We start from the raw sequence: 15,747 nt of genomic DNA, 5'->3' as shown, positions 1-15,747 counted from the left end.
AGTGAAAATGAAAAAAATCAACATTTTATTAGTCTGTAATGCGGGAATGAGTACTAGCCTTCTAATTGAAAAAATGGAGAAAGCCGGGGTAGCCAAGGGAATTGACGCTACTGTTGATGCGCGACCAATCGAAGACATCAAAAGTTATCTTCCCGGCAAAGAGGTGATTCTGTTAGGTCCACAAGTTCGATTTAAGGAAAAACAGATTCGCGCAATGGTAGAAGATCAGATTCCGGTTTCGGTGATCGATATGTCTGCATACGGAACGATGAACGGAGAAAAAGTACTACAACAAGCATTAGGATTGGTATCGCAAGCACAGTAACCGAGTGTTAAGAAAAGAAAAAGCGAGTTGCGAATACAGGATTAGTAAAATCAACAATGTATCAGCTGGAGGCTACCCCAATTTTCGAAGACTCGTCAGTCACGTTGTTGCCAATCAAGCAATGCGAAAATTTGCGATAGACAGCAGGAAACCTTAAAAAACAGCACATAGAAGGGATTTATTCCTTCTGTGCAAAGGAGAGTCAACCGATGAATCAAGAACAGTTAGAAGCAGTGATGGGATTGATCATCCATAGCGGTAACGCAAAAAGTGACGCGATGGAAGCTATCAGTGCGGCAAAAAATAGCGACTTTAAGCAGGCGAAAGAACGGATGAAAAGCGCAAAAGCTGCGATTGTAGAAGCGCATCATGCCCAAACCACTATGCTGACAAATGAAGCCCAAGGAATCGCAGCAGAGATTACGCTGCTGACCATCCATAGTCAGGATCATCTGATGACAGCGATTGCGTTTTGTGATTTAGCAAAAGAAATCATTGCGATCCACCAACGGATTGAGCAAGACGAAACATAGATGCTTAATCATTGCTCTTTGCGTGTTCAAAGGTATTTTGTGCAAAATCAACTTAATCTGTGTTTCCTAACGTACCGGACGTTCTTCAAATGAAGGATATGTCCGGTTTTTTTATTGATAGGCCAACAGCGGTAATTCAGTATGAAAAGTATGGTGTTTTTTTGCTTTGGATCGAGATGAAGTTTTTTTTAGTTAAATTTGTGTGTGCAAATTTATTAAAATAAGGAAGTGGATTTTTTTGAGAACGGTTAATCTATAAATGTAAAACAAAACAAGGAGGAACCAACATGACAAAATTACGCTTTGGATTTATCGGATGCGGAGGAATTGCTAATACAAAACATTTTCCAGCACTAGCTAAGTTAGCTGACCAAGTAGAGCTGGTCGCCTTTTGCGACATTATTGAAGAACGGGCAGTTCAAGCAGCGAAAACCTATGGAATCGGTGGTGCTTTCGTTACGACAGACTATCAGGAATTGACTCAGCGCCCAGACATTGATGTGATTCACGTCTTGACACCGAATGTTTCACATGCGGAAATCACAGTGGCAGCGCTGGAGGCTGGCAAACACGTGATGTGTGAAAAGCCAATGGCTATCAATTATGAAGAGGCAAAAAAAATGTTGGAAGCAGCCAAAAGAACAGGAAAAAAATTAACGATCGGCTATCAAAATCGCTTCCGTTCGGATTCATTAGCTACCCATGATGCCTGCGCCAAAGGGGAATTGGGAGACATTTATTTTGCTAAAGCTCACGCGGTAAGACGCAAAGGAGTACCAACCTGGGGCGTGTTTCCGGACAAAGAAAAACAAGGCGGCGGACCGCTGATTGATATCGGGACACACGCATTAGACCTTACTTTATGGTGCATGGATAATTACAAACCAAAAATGGTCTTAGGGTCAACCTATCAAAAACTAAAGGATAATCCAATGGCGAATATGTTTGGTCCTTGGGATCCTGAAACATTTGAAACCGAAGATTCAGCGTTCGGTTTAATCAAAATGGAAAATGGTGCCACGATCTTTTTAGAAGCTGCTTGGGCCCTGAATATGGTGAATCCGAAAGAAGCACAAGTTACCTTATGCGGAGATAAGGCAGGTGCGGAAATGTTTGGCAAAGCCTTTCTTGATCAGGGCTACGTCGTTTTCAATAAAGCCGATCATAATCAATTAGAGCAAACACAACCTTCTGATGCTGGCGGTGTCTTCGGTTTTGAAGGGGCTTCGTTGGAACAAAGAGATGCGGAAGCGAAACAATGGGTCGAAGCAATCTTAAATGACACTGAGCCGTTGGTAAAACCGGAGCAGGCAATCGTTGTGACACAGATTTTAGAAGCAATTTATCAATCAGCAGAAACCGGGCAAGTCGTGGAATTATAGAAGAGGGGAATAGACGATGCTAAAATTTGGAATCATCGGTTTTGGTTTTATGGGCCAGACCCACGCAAAGACGATCGAGACATTGGACTATGCAGAACTGCTTGCAGTATGCGATACCAATGCACTGCAGTTTAAAGAAGCAAGCGATCCTATTTTAACCTTTTTAAAAGCAGATGAGTTGTTGGCTGTCCCTGAAATCAACACAGTCATTATCGCAGTTCCGAATCACCTGCATTTAGAAATGGTCAAAAAAGCAGCCGAAGCCGGTAAAGACATTATTTGCGAAAAACCAGCTGCTATGAATGCCGCAGAATTTTCCGAGATGATGCAGATCACTCAAGCTGCCAATGTCCGCTTTACGATTCATCATCAACGTCGCTGGGACAAAGATTTCTGTATTGCCAAGGAAATTTACCAAAGCCAGACGTTAGGAAGAATCTTTACGGTCAAAAACAGTCTCTATGGGTTTAATGGCAACATGCATGATTGGCATATTTATCCAGAATTTGGTGGTGGCATGCTTTATGATTGGGGCGTTCATTTGATCGATCAAATGTTGACGATGCTCTCACCGAGTCGGTTAACATCTGTTTACGCCGATGTGCAAAACGTCATTAATAAGAATGTTGATGATTATTTTTCGATTATGCTTCGCTTTGACAATGGAGTGACCGGGCAAGTCGAGCTAGGCACCTATATGCTGAGTGAGAAAGAGCATTGGTTTGAGCGCCACTGGTTTATTGGTGGGAACAAAGGAAGTGCGGTTATCGATGGGTTTGATCCACAAGGTACGATCACTCGTACTTCTGAGCTGTTGCAAAGTGTTAGTGGCAAAGTAACCATGACCCCAGCAGGTCCGACCCGTTCATTTGGCCCACCGCCGGAAGGCCGAATCATCAGCGAACCGCTGCCGAAGGTTCATGTGAATCATGAAATGTTTTTTGATAATTATTATCGCTTTGTCCAAGGAGAAGAAGAGTTGGCTGTTAAACCAAATCAAATCTTTTTCTTGATGAAAGTACTGGATGCTATTCGCGTATCTGCCGAAACGAAGCAGGCAGTTGCGCTGGCCTAGTCGCTTGGTCGTTTTATCAGACAAATTTCAGACAGTAGCTACAGAAGGAAAATGATTGAAACGAGAAAAACCCACTTGAACAGGTGGAAAAAAGAAGGAGCAGATAAGGATGAAACTTGGTGTCGTAAGTGCCATATTTGATCAAAGCAATTTTGAAGAAATGATTGATATCGTTGCTGCTAACGGCTTGGAGTGCGTGGAAGTCGCTTGCTGGCCACAAGGAAAAGCCCAAAGGCGTTATGCAGGGGTATCGCATATCGATACGAAACAGTTGACGGATGAACGCATTCGAGAAATCCAACACTATTGCCAAATAAAGGGAGTGGAAATTTCTGCATTGGCGTATTATCCCAATCCTTTAGACGAAAACCTGAATAAAAGGCAAGAAGCGATTGACCATTTGTATACGCTGATTGATGCTTCCAAACGCATGGGAATCAATCTTGTCACAACGTTTTTAGGAAGAATGCCAACGAAAAATATCCGAGAGAACCTTGAGGAAGTGGTCAACGTCTGGCAACCGATTCTTGCTTATGCCGAAAAGCAGAAAGTGAGAATCGCCATCGAAAATTGTCCGATGCTTTTTACAGAAGATGAATGGCCGGGAGGACAAAATCTGATGACCACACCAACGATTTGGCGTCAGGTTTTTCAGCTGCTCGACAGCGAATACCTTGGTCTAAACTATGATCCATCCCATTTTGTTTGGCAGCAGATCGATTATATTCAACCTTTATATGAATTTAAGGAAAAGATTTTTCATGTTCATTATAAGGACATCCAGGTGTATCAGGAAAAACTAAACGATGTTGGTACGATGGCTGTGCCTCTGAGTTATATGAGTCCTAAATTACCTGGTCTCGGCGATGTGGATTGGGGCAAGTACGTCTCGGCATTAACAGATATCGGCTTTGACGGATACAGCTGTATTGAGATCGAGGACAAAGCCTTTGAGAATAGTTATGAGACCGTCAAGAAAGCAGTTGCCCTAAGTACCCATTACTTGCGAAATTTTGTTTAGGAGAAGCTGCTATGGAAAACTATTATCTTGGCATTGATTTAGGCGGTACTACGACTAAATTCGGGTTGGTCACAACCGAAGGCAGATTGAAAAAAGAATGGTGGATTCCGACAGACTGTCGTCAGAACGGAACACGGATCATTCCTGACTGTCTGGCAAGTATTCAAAAAGAGCTGGCATCAGAACTGAAGCAAAAAAGGATTTTAGGTATCGGGATGGGCTGTCCTGGCGCCGTTGACCGGGTCCATGGAACGGTCAGTAATGCTTTTAACCTAGGATGGACGCATGCGCAACCGATTCGTGCGGCCTTTGAACAAAGTTTGTGTCTGCCTTTCTTTCTTGAAAATGATGCCAACGCGGCGGCTTTAGGAGAGAAATGGCAGGGGTCTGGGGATGGCGAAAAGGATGCAGTTTTTTTGACACTAGGAACTGGAGTCGGTGGAGGTGTCATTTTGAACGATCAACTAGTTACCGGAGTCGGCGGTGCCGGTGGTGAGATCGGACATTTTCCTGTGACAAATCCTCATTCGTTTGATTGTTCGTGCGGTAACAGCAGTTGTTTAGAGACGTTAGTCAGTGCTACCGGTATCGTCAAGTTAGCAGAAAGTTATCGGCTTACCACTGCGACTACGTTGAATGATTGCCCTAAATTGACCAGTGCAATCATCTTTGCTGAAGCCGAGAAAGGGGATTTGCTTGCATTAAAAGTGGTGAATGAAGCTGCCAACTATTTGGGACAAGCCTGTAGTATGATTGCCAATCTGCTAAATCCCCATTCGATCATCATTGGTGGCGGGGTAGCAGAAGCTAAGGACTTTTTAATGGACCGTGTTCGTGCACGATTCGAACAAGGGAATTTCCCAGCGGTTCGCAAGACAACGAAACTCAAAAGGGCATCATTAGGTAAAGATGCTGGTATCTTCGGCGCAGCTTATTTAGTCAAAATCAGAAACACTGCTGGCTGAAAGAATAAGACAATAATAAAAATAGTAAAGGAGAAGTTAGTATGGGAATAAAATCAGGTGTAAGCTTATACAGCTTGCAAGACGAATATATGAACAAACGAATGACCCTTGCAGAAATCATCGCATTTTTAGATGAACATGACGTTGAGGGGTTTGAAATCTTACCGGATCAAATGCTCCATGACACACCTCATCCAAGTAAAGAAACGCTGGCTGATTGGGATCGCATCATGAGTAAAGCACAGGTCAAGCCGGTTTGCGCAGATTTCTTTCTTAATACAAATTTGTATAACAATCGTGAGTTGACGCAAAAGGAATGCCTGGATCTTTTAATCGAAGAAATCAAGCTTGCCTCTCGCTTAGGCTTCAAACTCATTCGACTGGTCTCGATGGTTCCAAGTTTTGTGATTGAACCGTTGCTACCGTATGCGGAAAAGTATGATGTGGCTTTCGCGCTGGAGATCCACGCGGGGATGAGCTTTGATATTCCCGAAACAAAAGCATTTATCGATGAAATGAAACGAGTCAATTCACCCTATTGCGGTTTGGTGATTGATACCGGTATTTTCTGTGATCGAATTCCCCGTGTCTTTAATGAATTCAATAAGCAAGTTTTGGGAGTCAATCCAGCTATTATCGACTATTTCAATGCCTTTTTTGATCAAGGATTGGATGGCTCGCAAGCCTTTGATGAAGCTCACCAATTAAAACCAGAATTGGCTGCGATGGCTGAACCAAAAGACATGCCTTACATTATGTTGGCTGACGGTTATGAGAATACATCTCTCTCAGTTTTAGAGGACGTTTTTCCGTATATCAAACATTTCCATTTTAAACTGTGGGAAATGACGGACGAAGGAGAAGAGTATTCCATCGATTATCGTAAGATTTTGACTTACTTGCATGAACATGGCTACGATGGTTATGTGGCGACAGAATATGAAGGCAACCGTTGGATTTTGCCAGGGCACCCAATGGTCGAAAAAGAACAAGTGATTGCCCATCAGAAATTGATTAAGTCGATAATCACTGAATTGGAAGGGGCGACGAGCAATGTTTGATAACAATGTGTTTATTAAAGGATCTTGCAAAAATAAAGTCGTTGAAGGAGAGACGGCTGGGTTTGAATTACAGACGCACATCACGTATTATCGTGGTGTTCCTTTATCAATGGTCAATGATATTCGCGTCACTGTAGACGGTGAAGAAGTAGCAAGAGAAGCTATTCGTTGCAGTGTTGACCAAAAAGATTGGTTCACACTAGATGAGATGACGACGGTTACCACCTATAAGTGGGAGTATGGCGAGCCTTTATACATTTATGTTCAGCAAGTAGGCGGTTTACCCGTAGGTACTCATGAAGTAGAATTAGCTGTGGTGACTCGTACAGCTTACATCCCGATTCCGATTGAAGGGATCTGTAAGAGAGAAGTAGTTGTTTAAGTAAAAAGAGATAGCGGAACCAGCTGGTTCTGCTATCTCTTTTTCTACTCTTTATTCGCAACAGCAATGAAAAAGCAGCAGGTGTGAGAACAGGATATCCCTTTCAAATGATTGTTCCTGTTAGTTGGCTATTTTTCATAGGCTAGAGACTGGCTAGCGCTCTTTATAATTTTTAGTTAATGAAGGATTTGTTACAACCGTTCCCAAAATCCCTGCGCAAAACCAGTAATAAATTCGTAGAGAGCCGGCAGTATCACCGAAATACATAAGACGACAAAGACCATTTTCTGACCATCTGTTAATTGTTTGAGGAAATGGTTTTTTGTGAATAATAAATATGCGATACAGATAACGGCAAGCAGCTGCAATAGATCAAATAAAATGGACAAGAAAATCACCTTTTCTGATTAGATTGAATGGACGATAGAATGATGGATTCTCTCAACATAGAGCAAAGAGTTGAATGATATGGTTCTGAGAAAACGTGAAGATCAACGTTTATAAAGAAACGGTATTTCGACTCCAAAGAATGCGAAGATCCCGCTTAAAAGAAAGTAAGTCAATAAGCCTAGATAAAAAAGGACTTTCCAATTCAATTTCTTTTTCATTCGATCCACTCCTTTTGTGTATCATAGCATAAAAAAACGATAATATAAATAAATAATCTAAAGATGCAAATTTGCATTTTTTAGTAAGTGTAAGCTCTCTCAAGCTACATTTTCGCTATCTTGAAAAACCTGAGCTAAAATAGAAAGGGGGAACAAAATCATGGCTCACTTTGATTTTTAAATGAACAACGAGTCGAAAGAAGGAGACATTTCTTTGAAAAAACCATGGATAAAACGCAAAAAGAAGCAAAACGAAAATGAATTATTAACGGAACAGTCCGTTCAAGTCGAGCAAAGTCAAACGAGAGAAGAGCTGCAAGAAGAAGCGGAGTTTACTTCTTTTTTTGCGGATGTCATGAAGCGAATGCCGAAAAAATCGGCTGCCCTTGTGATGAAAGGCTATGACGGATCAAAAGCCCAGGCGGAAAAAGTGTTAGCGAAAAGCAAGGATCAATTTGATCAGGTGTTTGAGGAGTTTTTGGTTGGCGTAGATGATGAAACGCGGAAAAAAGCCCACCGCACGATCCATGCGGCTTCTTTGACGGCGGCGATCATCGGCTGTTCACCGATTCCCTTTTCAGATGCAGTGTTACTTGTGCCAGTTCAGATGACAATGATGGCCCGTTTGTATCGTATTTTTGGGCGAACATGGCGTGAAGGGTTAGCGAAAAGTATTTCGAAAGAGCTAGTCGTTGTGAGTTTTGGTCGCAGTGCCGTTGGCAATATCTTGAAATTTGTCCCAGCAGTCGGCACCGTTGCTGGAGCTGCAATCAATGCCAGTGTGGCTAGCGGTATTACCGAAGCATTAGGCTGGGTGACTGTCAAGATGCTGAATGATGGGGAAGATGTGTTTGAGCAAGTGATGTCCTTTAAAGGCCAATTTCACACGCTGTTCAATGCGTTGAAAGTTGGCAAGAAATCTAAGTGAGACAAACAGAAGAAGAACGAAGCAGGTCCAGAGGACTTGCTTTTGTTGCTTCTTTTTCTTCACAGCAAATAAATAGTTATTTTAAAGGAGTGAGTAAAATGAAACAACGAGTGACACGGGAAGAAGTCAAAGAACGGTTGGTCACCGATGCGTATTTTCAAAAAGGTCGTTCTGCTTTGAAGACCCGCCAAACGATTTTGACGATTCTTGCTTGGCTGATGGTCTTGGTTCCCTTTGTCTGGCTGGCCATCCCGCTGACTTTACCGAATCTGGCGGATCGGATTGCCTTTCGGACATATCTGGAAGAAGCAGTGACTTTTGATTTTATGGCGTTGTTCTTAGGAATTTCTTTTTTGGTCTTGGTTCTGACGTTTACTTTGTTGACCTTGAGGAACAACCGCCGCTTCAAACGATTGCTGCAAAAGCAGTCGATGCATGATGAAGCTGCCTTGGAAAAGCGCAAAGAGTTGCTAGAAGCATTTTATGAAGAACGCTTCGGGACGAAAGAAGAACGCCATGGGGCAAAATACTATGCGGTTGCACCGGAGCAAAACATCGGAGAAACGGAGATCCAAGAACTTTTCCGTAGAAATGGGGTGGGCTGATGGTTGTCAATTTTGATACTGGGTTTCCGTGGTTGGATACATTTTTAACAGTCGTTTTAATGATTCTCTTCACGTATCCGATTTTAGGCGGCTTTGCTTGGTTCATCGGGGTGATCTGCAATCGTTTTTTGTTCCGTTATCGTCAATTAGAGTGGATACCGATCCCCGAAGAGATCGAGCCGATGATCACGATTATGGTACCAGCTCACAATGAAGAAGTCGTTATTGAAGACACGATTCATTACTTAATGAACAATCTAAACTACAGCAATTATGAGGTGTTGGTGACTGATGATGGCTCAACGGATCAAACCCCTGTGATACTAGATCGCTTGATGGAACAGTACCCCAATCTAAGAGTGTTGTGCATCGAAAAAAACCAAGGAAAAGCCCATGCCTTTAATATTGGGGTAGGATTTGCCAAAGGGGAATTGATCTTGAGTAACGATGCAGATACGGTTCCAGAACCTGATGCGTTATGGAAATATGTCAATTATTTCATCCGCCAAGACTCCATCAATATCTCTGCCATTACGGCGAATATGGACGTTCAAAATCGCACAACCATCGTAGGAAAATCACAAACTGTTGAGTTTTCAAGTATCGTAGGAATTATTAAACGGACCCAGCAAGCTGTTTTCGGCGTTATCTATGCTTATAGCGGTGCTAACACGATGTATCGTAGAGCCGCATTGATGGATGTTGGTCTCTTTCGACAAAATCGAGCCACAGAAGACATCAGTATTGCCTGGGACCACCAATTCCGAGGTTGGCTGTCTTTATTTGCTTCACGAGTGATGTTTTTCATGGAGGTGCCAGAAACACTCAAGATGCTCTATCGACAACGGAAACGCTGGGCGAAGGGCGGTACAGAAGTATGGCTGACCAACTTTAAAAAGGTCTTTTTGCATCCATTTGAAAACATTGGTCGAACCGCTATGTTTGTCGATCAAACATTAAGTATCATCTGGTCATTCTTTTTCTGGTTGTCTTCTGCTTTGTTTGTTTTTTATCTGATTTATTATGGGGCAACTGGGAATTACGAGCGGATCTACCATATGTTTACGATGGCCTTTCTTTTCGTTTGTTTCGAGATGATTGCAGGGGTCATGCAGCTATTTACCAGCCTCCTGGCGGATGATAACCGCAGCAAGCTGAAATATTTCCGTTTTGCCCCTTTTTACATGCTGTTTTACTGGATGATCAATGCCATAACGATCGTCACTACCTTTATTCCAGCCGTCAAGACCATCCTCGGTTACGGCAGCGGCGTTTGGGTCAGTCCCGAGCGAACGGCGAAAAAAACCGAAGAATAAAAAAGATCAAAGCGCTTCGATAGAAGCGTTTTGATCTTTTTCTCTATTGTTGCAAGAACGGGCTATTTGTTATGTAAAAGAAAATGGTATACTATCCCAAAAGGAGCGACTATGAAACTATCAGAAATGCAAAAAGCGATTTATCAAAACAAGATTGATCACCAATTCAATGTCACAAATATTGAAAAAGAGTTTTTGGCTTTATATGGTGAAGTAGGGGAAGCCTTTGACGCGTATCGGAAGCAACAAGAGGTAGGAGAAGAATTGGCGGATGTGGCGATTTATCTTCTTGGATTAGCAGAAATCCTTTCCATTGATCTTGAAACTGAGATTCATAAAAAAATGGCCGTCAACCAAAAGCGTCGTTATACGAGTTATGGCAATGGCTATGCAAAACGAATCGATAATTGATATAAGCACAAAAACTAGTGGATTCCTCGAGTATAGGCCCTTACCGAAATAGAAATGGAAGCAGGAGATAGGATGGAAAAGAATGTAAGCATGCGTGAATTAACAACGGCAGATTTAGCAGAAGTCGTGGACCACTATATTGCCGTATTTTCAGCAGAACCATGGAATGACCAATTGACAGTGCCGCAAATCACCGACTATGTATCATCAATGATGGCAATGAATACTTTTATCGGTTATCGACTAACAGACCGAGCATCGAATGAATTGATTGGTCTTTCATTAGGCTTTATCAAGCCCTGGTATCAAGGAAAAGAGTATGTGATCGATACCTTTTTAATTACTGGCACACACCAAGGAAAAGGTTTGGGTTCCACTTTTTTAGAAAGGATCAAAGAGGATCTGCTCAAGAAAGAGATCCCAACGATCCTGTTAGATACCGAAGAAAGTATGCCAGCAGCGGATTTTTATAAAAAGAATGGCTTTAAACCGCTACCAGATAATGTGAGCTATTATTTATCTCTAGAATAATAATAGGTTGTCAATAAATAAAAAAGTCTGCGAAAAAAATCGCAGGCTTTTTAGTTATGCACAGTTTCAACAGGTTTATCCACAATATGTTGTAGGAACGTGTTTTCGCCTACTAAATATTGGGTGTGTGGTTTTTAGAAAAGGATTTCATGGAGATTCTTATGAACTAATGAGCGTAAAAGTGAAAAAAGTACTGAAACGCTTATAGAATATAGCAAAATTTATCTAGATGAGAGGCTCTGTTGGTACCGATCAGCTAATTTCTATCATCTTCGCGATAGGTCTTGCGATACTGTAGCGGCGTTAAACCAAATTTACGCTGAAATCTTTTGCTAAAGTAGCTCAAGTGATTGAAGCCAACGTGGTAGCAGATGGTTGAGATCGGCTCATCCGTTTCGATCAATAGGTTTTTGGCTTGAGACAATCGATAATCAATCAGATAGTTGATTGGGGTCAATGTCGTGTATTGCCGAAAAAGGGCGGTACAAGTACGTGTATTGATGGCAGCAGCTTTAGCGATCGCAGGAACCGTTAATGGTTCTTGATAATGCTCATGGACAAATGCCAGCATTAAGTAGATAGTTTCTTTCTTTGGTGAAGCAGGTCTTGCAGCCATTAGCTGTGAAAGGGCAGCTAAAAACAATTCATAGAGAGTAAATCGTTGTTCAATAAGCAGAGGCAGACGCACGGTTTGAACAAATGCTTGATGTTGGGCGGTTAAGGTTAAGCGCCGATAGCTGCGGGTGCGATCGTGGACTAATTGTTCAATCGCTTCTTTAAAAGCAGGGTCAGCAATAAAGCCTGAAGAAAAATCAAAGCAGCAATATCGGACGTTTTCTGAAGCTAAAACAGCACCATGGAGTACACGGCTATTAATAATGATCGCCTCATTCTTGCTTAGCAAAATTTGCTCGTCGTCTATCGTATACACGAAGCTACCTTCTTCGACCCATACAATTTGCAGCTCGTCGTGCCAATGCAGAGGCAATTGGTCGCCACGCTTTTGTTGCAAGCAACGTTGATAAATTGCGAAGGAGCGATTTGTAGTTGTATGTTTGGTCGTTTCTTCGTTTTCTTCTGTGCGTTCAAAGTACATACCGCACCACCTTTTTACAGAATAGTGTTAAAAACAATCAGGATATTGACAAAAGTTCACTATCTGATTCGGTATAATACTAACAAAGTAAAGTGAAAGACAAAAGGTGTTTTTATGAAAAAAACAGTTGGGATTGTTTATGCTTGTTCAGCAGCAGCTTTGTGGGCAGTTTCTGGCATCGCTGGACAAATTTTATTTACGAAATATAGTATTTCAGCAAATTGGCTCGTTTCAACACGATTGGTTCTTTCAGGGTGTTTGTTGCTAATCATTGGGTTAAAGGATCGCGCTCGATTGATTTCCCCATTTCGGGAGAAAAAGGACTTCATTCAGCTGCTCTTGTTTTCTTTCTTAGGCATGTTTCTCGTTCAATTTACCTACTTTAAAACGATTGAGCAAAGCAATGCTTCGTTTGCAACGATTATTCAATATACAGGACCTTTCTTTGTTTTACTCTATGCCGCGATAGCCAAAAGGCAGCTCCCCTCTTTAAAGACATGTTTCTGGTTATTGGTAACCTTACTTGGTGTGACGGCTGTGACATCAAAAGGACAGATTGAGCAATTAGCGACTTCCCAATCTGCACTAGGCTGGGGGTTAGCATCAGCGATATCACTAGCTTTTTATTCTATACAGCCGCGTAAACTCTTGCAAAAATATGGGAGTTTACCAATTGTCGGCTGGGGGATGTTGATTGGTGGAGGCTTGGGGAATGTGGTTCATCCAATGTGGCAGATCGATAGTCAACTGAACGTTCAAGTAATTCTTTATTTGCTGGTGGTCATTTTATTTGGAACAGCACTAGCGTACTTGATTTTTTTAACAAGTTTACGCTATTTATCCTCAACACTTGCAACAGTTTTAACAGCAGTTGAGCCACTGCTGGCTGCTTTCTTATCGATCATTGTTTTTCATGATCACTTCACAGTGGTGGAGCTAGTAGGATTTATGGCAGTTATAGGGAGCATCATGTGTTTACAAAAAAAATTGTGAAAAAGACGAGATTCGCCAAAATCGGTGAAGTCTCGTCTTTTTTATAAATCACCAGAAAAAGAAAACGCAGGAGTCTACGCTTTCTTTTTCTGTTCTTCTTTTTTCTTGTCTGTGGTCGGTACGGAATCTAGGGCTTTTTTGAAAATCTCTTCTTTTTTCGTTTTATAGTTATGTTGTCGTTCAGCATACACTTTTTCTTTCGTTTTTGTTTTCATACTCGGTCACCTCTTCCTTTTTTTTAAGTATAGCATGATTTCACAAACTTATGCAAATTCTTGGTTTTCTCCTTGGTGTTATAATCTTTCTTGTAAAATACATTGTGAAAATATTTCTTTTGGCAGAGATGAGGGACTTCTCTATCAAGAAATTCGCATCCGGTTGGAAGCGATGTAACAGGATTTCATCTAAGCGTCGATCACACAGGTGAAAGCAGCGTTCTTTTTGAAACAATTTTTTCACAGAATCCCTCGTGTAAAAAAGGAATGATAAATGGGTGGTTTTAGTATCGATTTTTGAAAAAGGGGATCAGGAAAGAAATGTTATTCAAATAACAGTCTTGTTTTTCAAAAAGTGGGTTTGTTTGCAAAAAAAATCCTGTTTTTATTCGCGAATTAAAATAACGTTGAATGAAATAGTGTTTTTCTGTAGTTTATAGAAATCTTTGTAAATAGAGTGCCATTGAGCAACACCAAAGAGAAAGTGATCAAAAAGAATAACGCAGGAAAATAAATGACACGTTTTATTAAACGTAAATTAAAAAAATACAAAACGAAAACAATATCAAAAAATATTAATTTTTGTTAAAATGGGGTACAGGGGGTGTTTTATTGGAATCTCGGAAAATCAAACGTAAGCGTTTAGTGAAACAAAAACGGTCCCTTTTCGTACAAAAAGGATTGGGTATCACAGCAGCGTTAGCATCGACTTCAGGTGTCTTTACGTCTCTTGCTCATGCGACCGAAACGACGAACGCTTCGTCATCAACCAACACAACTGCTACTCTTGCCAGATCGTCAGCTGAAACGGCGATCAATCGACAATTTAAAACAACAGCTTCACTGAATGTTCGTTCAAATGCTTCAACGAGTGCCTCTATCGTAAGTGGTGTAGGAGCAAATACAACAATCACTGCGGTGGCTCAAAAGAACGGTACCTCAGTGAATGGCAATACAACATGGTATAAGCTATCAACAGGCGGATGGATCTCAGGGGCTTATGTGAAAAGCACCTCAGGCTCTTCTTCTGCCAATACAGGCTCGTCCAATTCGTCGTCTTCTTCATCGGAAAAAACGATTTCGAAATCAGTGAAAACGACTACTGCATTGAACGTCCGTTCAAATGCAACGACCAGTTCTAGTGTCGTACGCGGTTTGAGCAGTAATGCGACAGTACAAGTCGTTGCACAAAAGAGTGGAACATCGGTGAATGGCACGACCACTTGGTACAAATTGTCCACAGGCGGTTGGATCACGGCAGCCTATGTCAAAGATGTTTCCAGTAGCTCGACAGGCAATAGTTCTTCTGGCGGCAACACAAGTGTTTCTGCAGAGACGGCTATCAGCAAGAACGTGAAAACAACAGCGGCATTGAATGTTCGTTCGAGTGCCTCAACAAGCGGCAGTGTCGTTGGCAGCCTAAGCAGCAGCACGACGGTGAAGGTCGTTGCCCAGAAAAATGGCACATCCGTTGGCGGCACCAATGTATGGTACAAAGTATCGACTGGTGGCTGGATCACAGCGGCATATGTGCGTGACGTCACGTCTAGTTCTGGAAATACAAGTAATAACAATAATTCAAACACAGGTTCAAGCAACACTGGTTCATCAAACGGCTCAAGCAATGCGAGTGAGCAAGCCATCAATAAGACGTTCCAAACAACCACTGGGATGAATGTGCGCTCAAATGCATCGACTTCTGCAAGTGTGGTCAGCAGTTTGGGCAGTAATGCGACCTTCAAAGCAGTGGCTCAAAAACAAGGCGCGTCAGTCAATGGCAATACCACTTGGTATAAGTTATCAACTGGTGGCTGGGTATCTGCAGCATATGTCAAAGAAGTCAGTGCGACGACTCCTGGCAACAATAACAACGCAGGCAATACCAATGTTCCAATGAGCGTGAACGGAGCAGCGATCGTTGCAGAAGCTAGAAAACATATCGGCACTCCTTATCAATGGGGAGGCAAAGGACCAGATGTCTTCGACTGTTCTGGGTTTACACGCTACGTCTTCTTAAAAGTGACGGGCAAAAACATCGGTGATTGGACAGTCCCACAAGAAAGCGCAGGGACGATCATTCCTGTCTCGCAAGCACAAGCTGGCGACTTGCTGTTCTGGGGTCAAAAAGGGAATACCTACCACGTAGCGATCGCTACCAGTAATACAAGCTATATCCATGCGCCAAGCACGGGTTATACAGTCACCGAAGCACAATCAGGCTTTTCGACTGCTAGCTTCGCTCTACGCGTGAAATAAATATTTTATTGAAAAGGCAAAGGGTTTGTCCTTTGTTAGAAACG

Annotated in this window: 18 protein-coding genes; 15 read left to right on the top strand and 3 right to left on the bottom strand. The window is 42.0% G+C overall.

Annotated elements, in window-relative coordinates:
• Nucleotides 1–7: 7 nt before the first annotated feature.
• From P0G38_RS13150 to P0G38_RS13115, 8 genes are all read left to right on the top strand, one after another.
• The gene (locus P0G38_RS13150; protein WP_270290632.1) at nt 8–325 is read left to right on the top strand and encodes a PTS sugar transporter subunit IIB; all 318 of its coding nucleotides are present in this window, start codon (nt 8–10) and stop codon (nt 323–325) included.
• Between the two features lie 209 nt (nt 326–534).
• Complete coding sequence (locus P0G38_RS13145; protein ID WP_275851813.1) at nt 535–858, top strand: PTS lactose/cellobiose transporter subunit IIA; 324 nt, start codon at nt 535–537, stop codon at nt 856–858.
• A gap of 287 nt (nt 859–1,145) precedes the next feature.
• Nucleotides 1,146–2,240 (top strand): Gfo/Idh/MocA family protein, encoded by a 1,095-nt coding sequence (locus P0G38_RS13140; protein WP_275851810.1) that lies wholly within the window; start codon nt 1,146–1,148, stop codon nt 2,238–2,240.
• 16 nt (nt 2,241–2,256) lie between these two features.
• The gene (locus P0G38_RS13135) at nt 2,257–3,315 is read left to right on the top strand and encodes a Gfo/Idh/MocA family protein (RefSeq protein WP_275851807.1); all 1,059 of its coding nucleotides are present in this window, start codon (nt 2,257–2,259) and stop codon (nt 3,313–3,315) included.
• Between the two features lie 109 nt (nt 3,316–3,424).
• The gene (locus tag P0G38_RS13130; protein WP_275851803.1) at nt 3,425–4,336 is read left to right on the top strand and encodes a sugar phosphate isomerase/epimerase family protein; all 912 of its coding nucleotides are present in this window, start codon (nt 3,425–3,427) and stop codon (nt 4,334–4,336) included.
• An 11-nt stretch (nt 4,337–4,347) separates the two neighbouring features.
• Nucleotides 4,348–5,301 (top strand): ROK family glucokinase, encoded by a 954-nt coding sequence (locus P0G38_RS13125; RefSeq protein ID WP_275851799.1) that lies wholly within the window; start codon nt 4,348–4,350, stop codon nt 5,299–5,301.
• A gap of 41 nt (nt 5,302–5,342) precedes the next feature.
• On the top strand, nt 5,343–6,362 hold the full coding sequence (locus tag P0G38_RS13120; RefSeq protein WP_275851796.1) for a sugar phosphate isomerase/epimerase family protein: 1,020 nt from the start codon (nt 5,343–5,345) through the stop codon (nt 6,360–6,362).
• Complete coding sequence (locus P0G38_RS13115; protein ID WP_275851788.1) at nt 6,355–6,744, top strand: C-glycoside deglycosidase beta subunit domain-containing protein; 390 nt, start codon at nt 6,355–6,357, stop codon at nt 6,742–6,744. Before P0G38_RS13120 ends, P0G38_RS13115 begins: the two co-directional genes overlap by 8 nt.
• A 191-nt stretch (nt 6,745–6,935) precedes the next feature.
• Here P0G38_RS13115 and P0G38_RS13110 read toward each other — a convergent pair whose 3' ends face one another.
• Entirely contained in the window at nt 6,936–7,142 is a 207-nt protein-coding gene (locus P0G38_RS13110) for a hypothetical protein (RefSeq protein WP_275851785.1), read from the bottom strand.
• A 391-nt stretch (nt 7,143–7,533) separates the two neighbouring features.
• Between P0G38_RS13110 and P0G38_RS13105 the strand changes: the two genes are divergently transcribed.
• From P0G38_RS13105 to P0G38_RS13085, 5 genes are all read left to right on the top strand, one after another.
• A complete protein-coding gene (locus P0G38_RS13105) occupies nt 7,534–8,280 on the top strand; it encodes a YcjF family protein (protein WP_005225303.1) in 747 nt (248 codons plus the stop codon).
• Between the two features lie 98 nt (nt 8,281–8,378).
• Nucleotides 8,379–8,885 carry a hypothetical protein gene (locus P0G38_RS13100; protein WP_275851781.1) on the top strand — a complete coding sequence of 169 codons (507 nt, stop codon included), beginning with the start codon at nt 8,379–8,381 and terminating at the stop codon, nt 8,883–8,885.
• Complete coding sequence (locus tag P0G38_RS13095; RefSeq protein ID WP_275851779.1) at nt 8,885–10,201, top strand: glycosyltransferase family 2 protein; 1,317 nt, start codon at nt 8,885–8,887, stop codon at nt 10,199–10,201. The genes P0G38_RS13100 and P0G38_RS13095 overlap by 1 nt, the downstream gene beginning before the upstream one ends.
• Nucleotides 10,202–10,312: 111 nt before the next feature.
• A complete protein-coding gene (locus P0G38_RS13090) occupies nt 10,313–10,612 on the top strand; it encodes a MazG-like family protein (RefSeq protein WP_077453573.1) in 300 nt (99 codons plus the stop codon).
• Nucleotides 10,613–10,684: 72 nt separating this feature from the next.
• Entirely contained in the window at nt 10,685–11,143 is a 459-nt protein-coding gene (locus P0G38_RS13085) for a GNAT family N-acetyltransferase (protein WP_005225310.1), read from the top strand.
• 256 nt (nt 11,144–11,399) lie between these two features.
• Here the strand turns inward: P0G38_RS13085 and P0G38_RS13080 are convergent, their stop codons facing one another.
• A complete protein-coding gene (locus tag P0G38_RS13080) occupies nt 11,400–12,239 on the bottom strand; it encodes an AraC family transcriptional regulator (protein WP_074536538.1) in 840 nt (279 codons plus the stop codon).
• Nucleotides 12,240–12,353: 114 nt separating this feature from the next.
• On the opposite strand from P0G38_RS13080, the gene P0G38_RS13075 reads away from it, so the two are divergent.
• Entirely contained in the window at nt 12,354–13,232 is an 879-nt protein-coding gene (locus P0G38_RS13075; RefSeq protein WP_275851772.1) for a DMT family transporter, read from the top strand.
• A gap of 74 nt (nt 13,233–13,306) precedes the next feature.
• Here the strand turns inward: P0G38_RS13075 and P0G38_RS13070 are convergent, their stop codons facing one another.
• Nucleotides 13,307–13,447, bottom strand: a complete 141-nt coding sequence (locus P0G38_RS13070; protein WP_005237363.1) for a hypothetical protein — start codon at nt 13,445–13,447, stop codon at nt 13,307–13,309.
• Between the two features lie 612 nt (nt 13,448–14,059).
• On the opposite strand from P0G38_RS13070, the gene P0G38_RS13065 reads away from it, so the two are divergent.
• Nucleotides 14,060–15,703: a C40 family peptidase gene (locus P0G38_RS13065; RefSeq protein WP_074536536.1), complete on the top strand. Its 1,644-nt coding sequence runs from the start codon at nt 14,060–14,062 to the stop codon at nt 15,701–15,703.
• Nucleotides 15,704–15,747: the final 44 nt, after the last annotated feature.

This window comes from Enterococcus casseliflavus, from assembly GCF_029215545.1.
GTDB lineage: Bacteria > Bacillota > Bacilli > Lactobacillales > Enterococcaceae > Enterococcus_D > Enterococcus_D casseliflavus.
The sequence above is the reverse complement of the archived record's forward strand: the minus strand, read 5'-3'. Positions and strand labels throughout refer to the sequence as shown.

Bases quoted from the DNA above. Each gene is read 5' to 3' on its own strand.
- P0G38_RS13145 (WP_275851813.1), top strand. From the start codon at position 535: ATGAATCAAGAACAGTTAGAAGCAGTGATGGGATTGATCATCCATAGC.
- P0G38_RS13075 (WP_275851772.1), top strand. From the start codon at position 12,354: ATGAAAAAAACAGTTGGGATTGTTTATGCTTGTTCAGCAGCAGCTTTG.
- P0G38_RS13120 (WP_275851796.1), top strand. From the start codon at position 5,343: ATGGGAATAAAATCAGGTGTAAGCTTATACAGCTTGCAAGACGAATAT.
- P0G38_RS13070 (WP_005237363.1), bottom strand. From the start codon at position 13,447: ATGAAAACAAAAACGAAAGAAAAAGTGTATGCTGAACGACAACATAAC.
- P0G38_RS13105 (WP_005225303.1), top strand. From the start codon at position 7,534: ATGAACAACGAGTCGAAAGAAGGAGACATTTCTTTGAAAAAACCATGG.
- P0G38_RS13140 (WP_275851810.1), top strand. From the start codon at position 1,146: ATGACAAAATTACGCTTTGGATTTATCGGATGCGGAGGAATTGCTAAT.
- P0G38_RS13130 (WP_275851803.1), top strand. From the start codon at position 3,425: ATGAAACTTGGTGTCGTAAGTGCCATATTTGATCAAAGCAATTTTGAA.
- P0G38_RS13100 (WP_275851781.1), top strand. From the start codon at position 8,379: ATGAAACAACGAGTGACACGGGAAGAAGTCAAAGAACGGTTGGTCACC.
- P0G38_RS13150 (WP_270290632.1), top strand. From the start codon at position 8: ATGAAAAAAATCAACATTTTATTAGTCTGTAATGCGGGAATGAGTACT.
- P0G38_RS13085 (WP_005225310.1), top strand. From the start codon at position 10,685: ATGGAAAAGAATGTAAGCATGCGTGAATTAACAACGGCAGATTTAGCA.
- P0G38_RS13090 (WP_077453573.1), top strand. From the start codon at position 10,313: ATGAAACTATCAGAAATGCAAAAAGCGATTTATCAAAACAAGATTGAT.
- P0G38_RS13095 (WP_275851779.1), top strand. From the start codon at position 8,885: ATGGTTGTCAATTTTGATACTGGGTTTCCGTGGTTGGATACATTTTTA.
- P0G38_RS13080 (WP_074536538.1), bottom strand. From the start codon at position 12,239: ATGTACTTTGAACGCACAGAAGAAAACGAAGAAACGACCAAACATACA.
- P0G38_RS13115 (WP_275851788.1), top strand. From the start codon at position 6,355: ATGTTTGATAACAATGTGTTTATTAAAGGATCTTGCAAAAATAAAGTC.
- P0G38_RS13135 (WP_275851807.1), top strand. From the start codon at position 2,257: ATGCTAAAATTTGGAATCATCGGTTTTGGTTTTATGGGCCAGACCCAC.
- P0G38_RS13125 (WP_275851799.1), top strand. From the start codon at position 4,348: ATGGAAAACTATTATCTTGGCATTGATTTAGGCGGTACTACGACTAAA.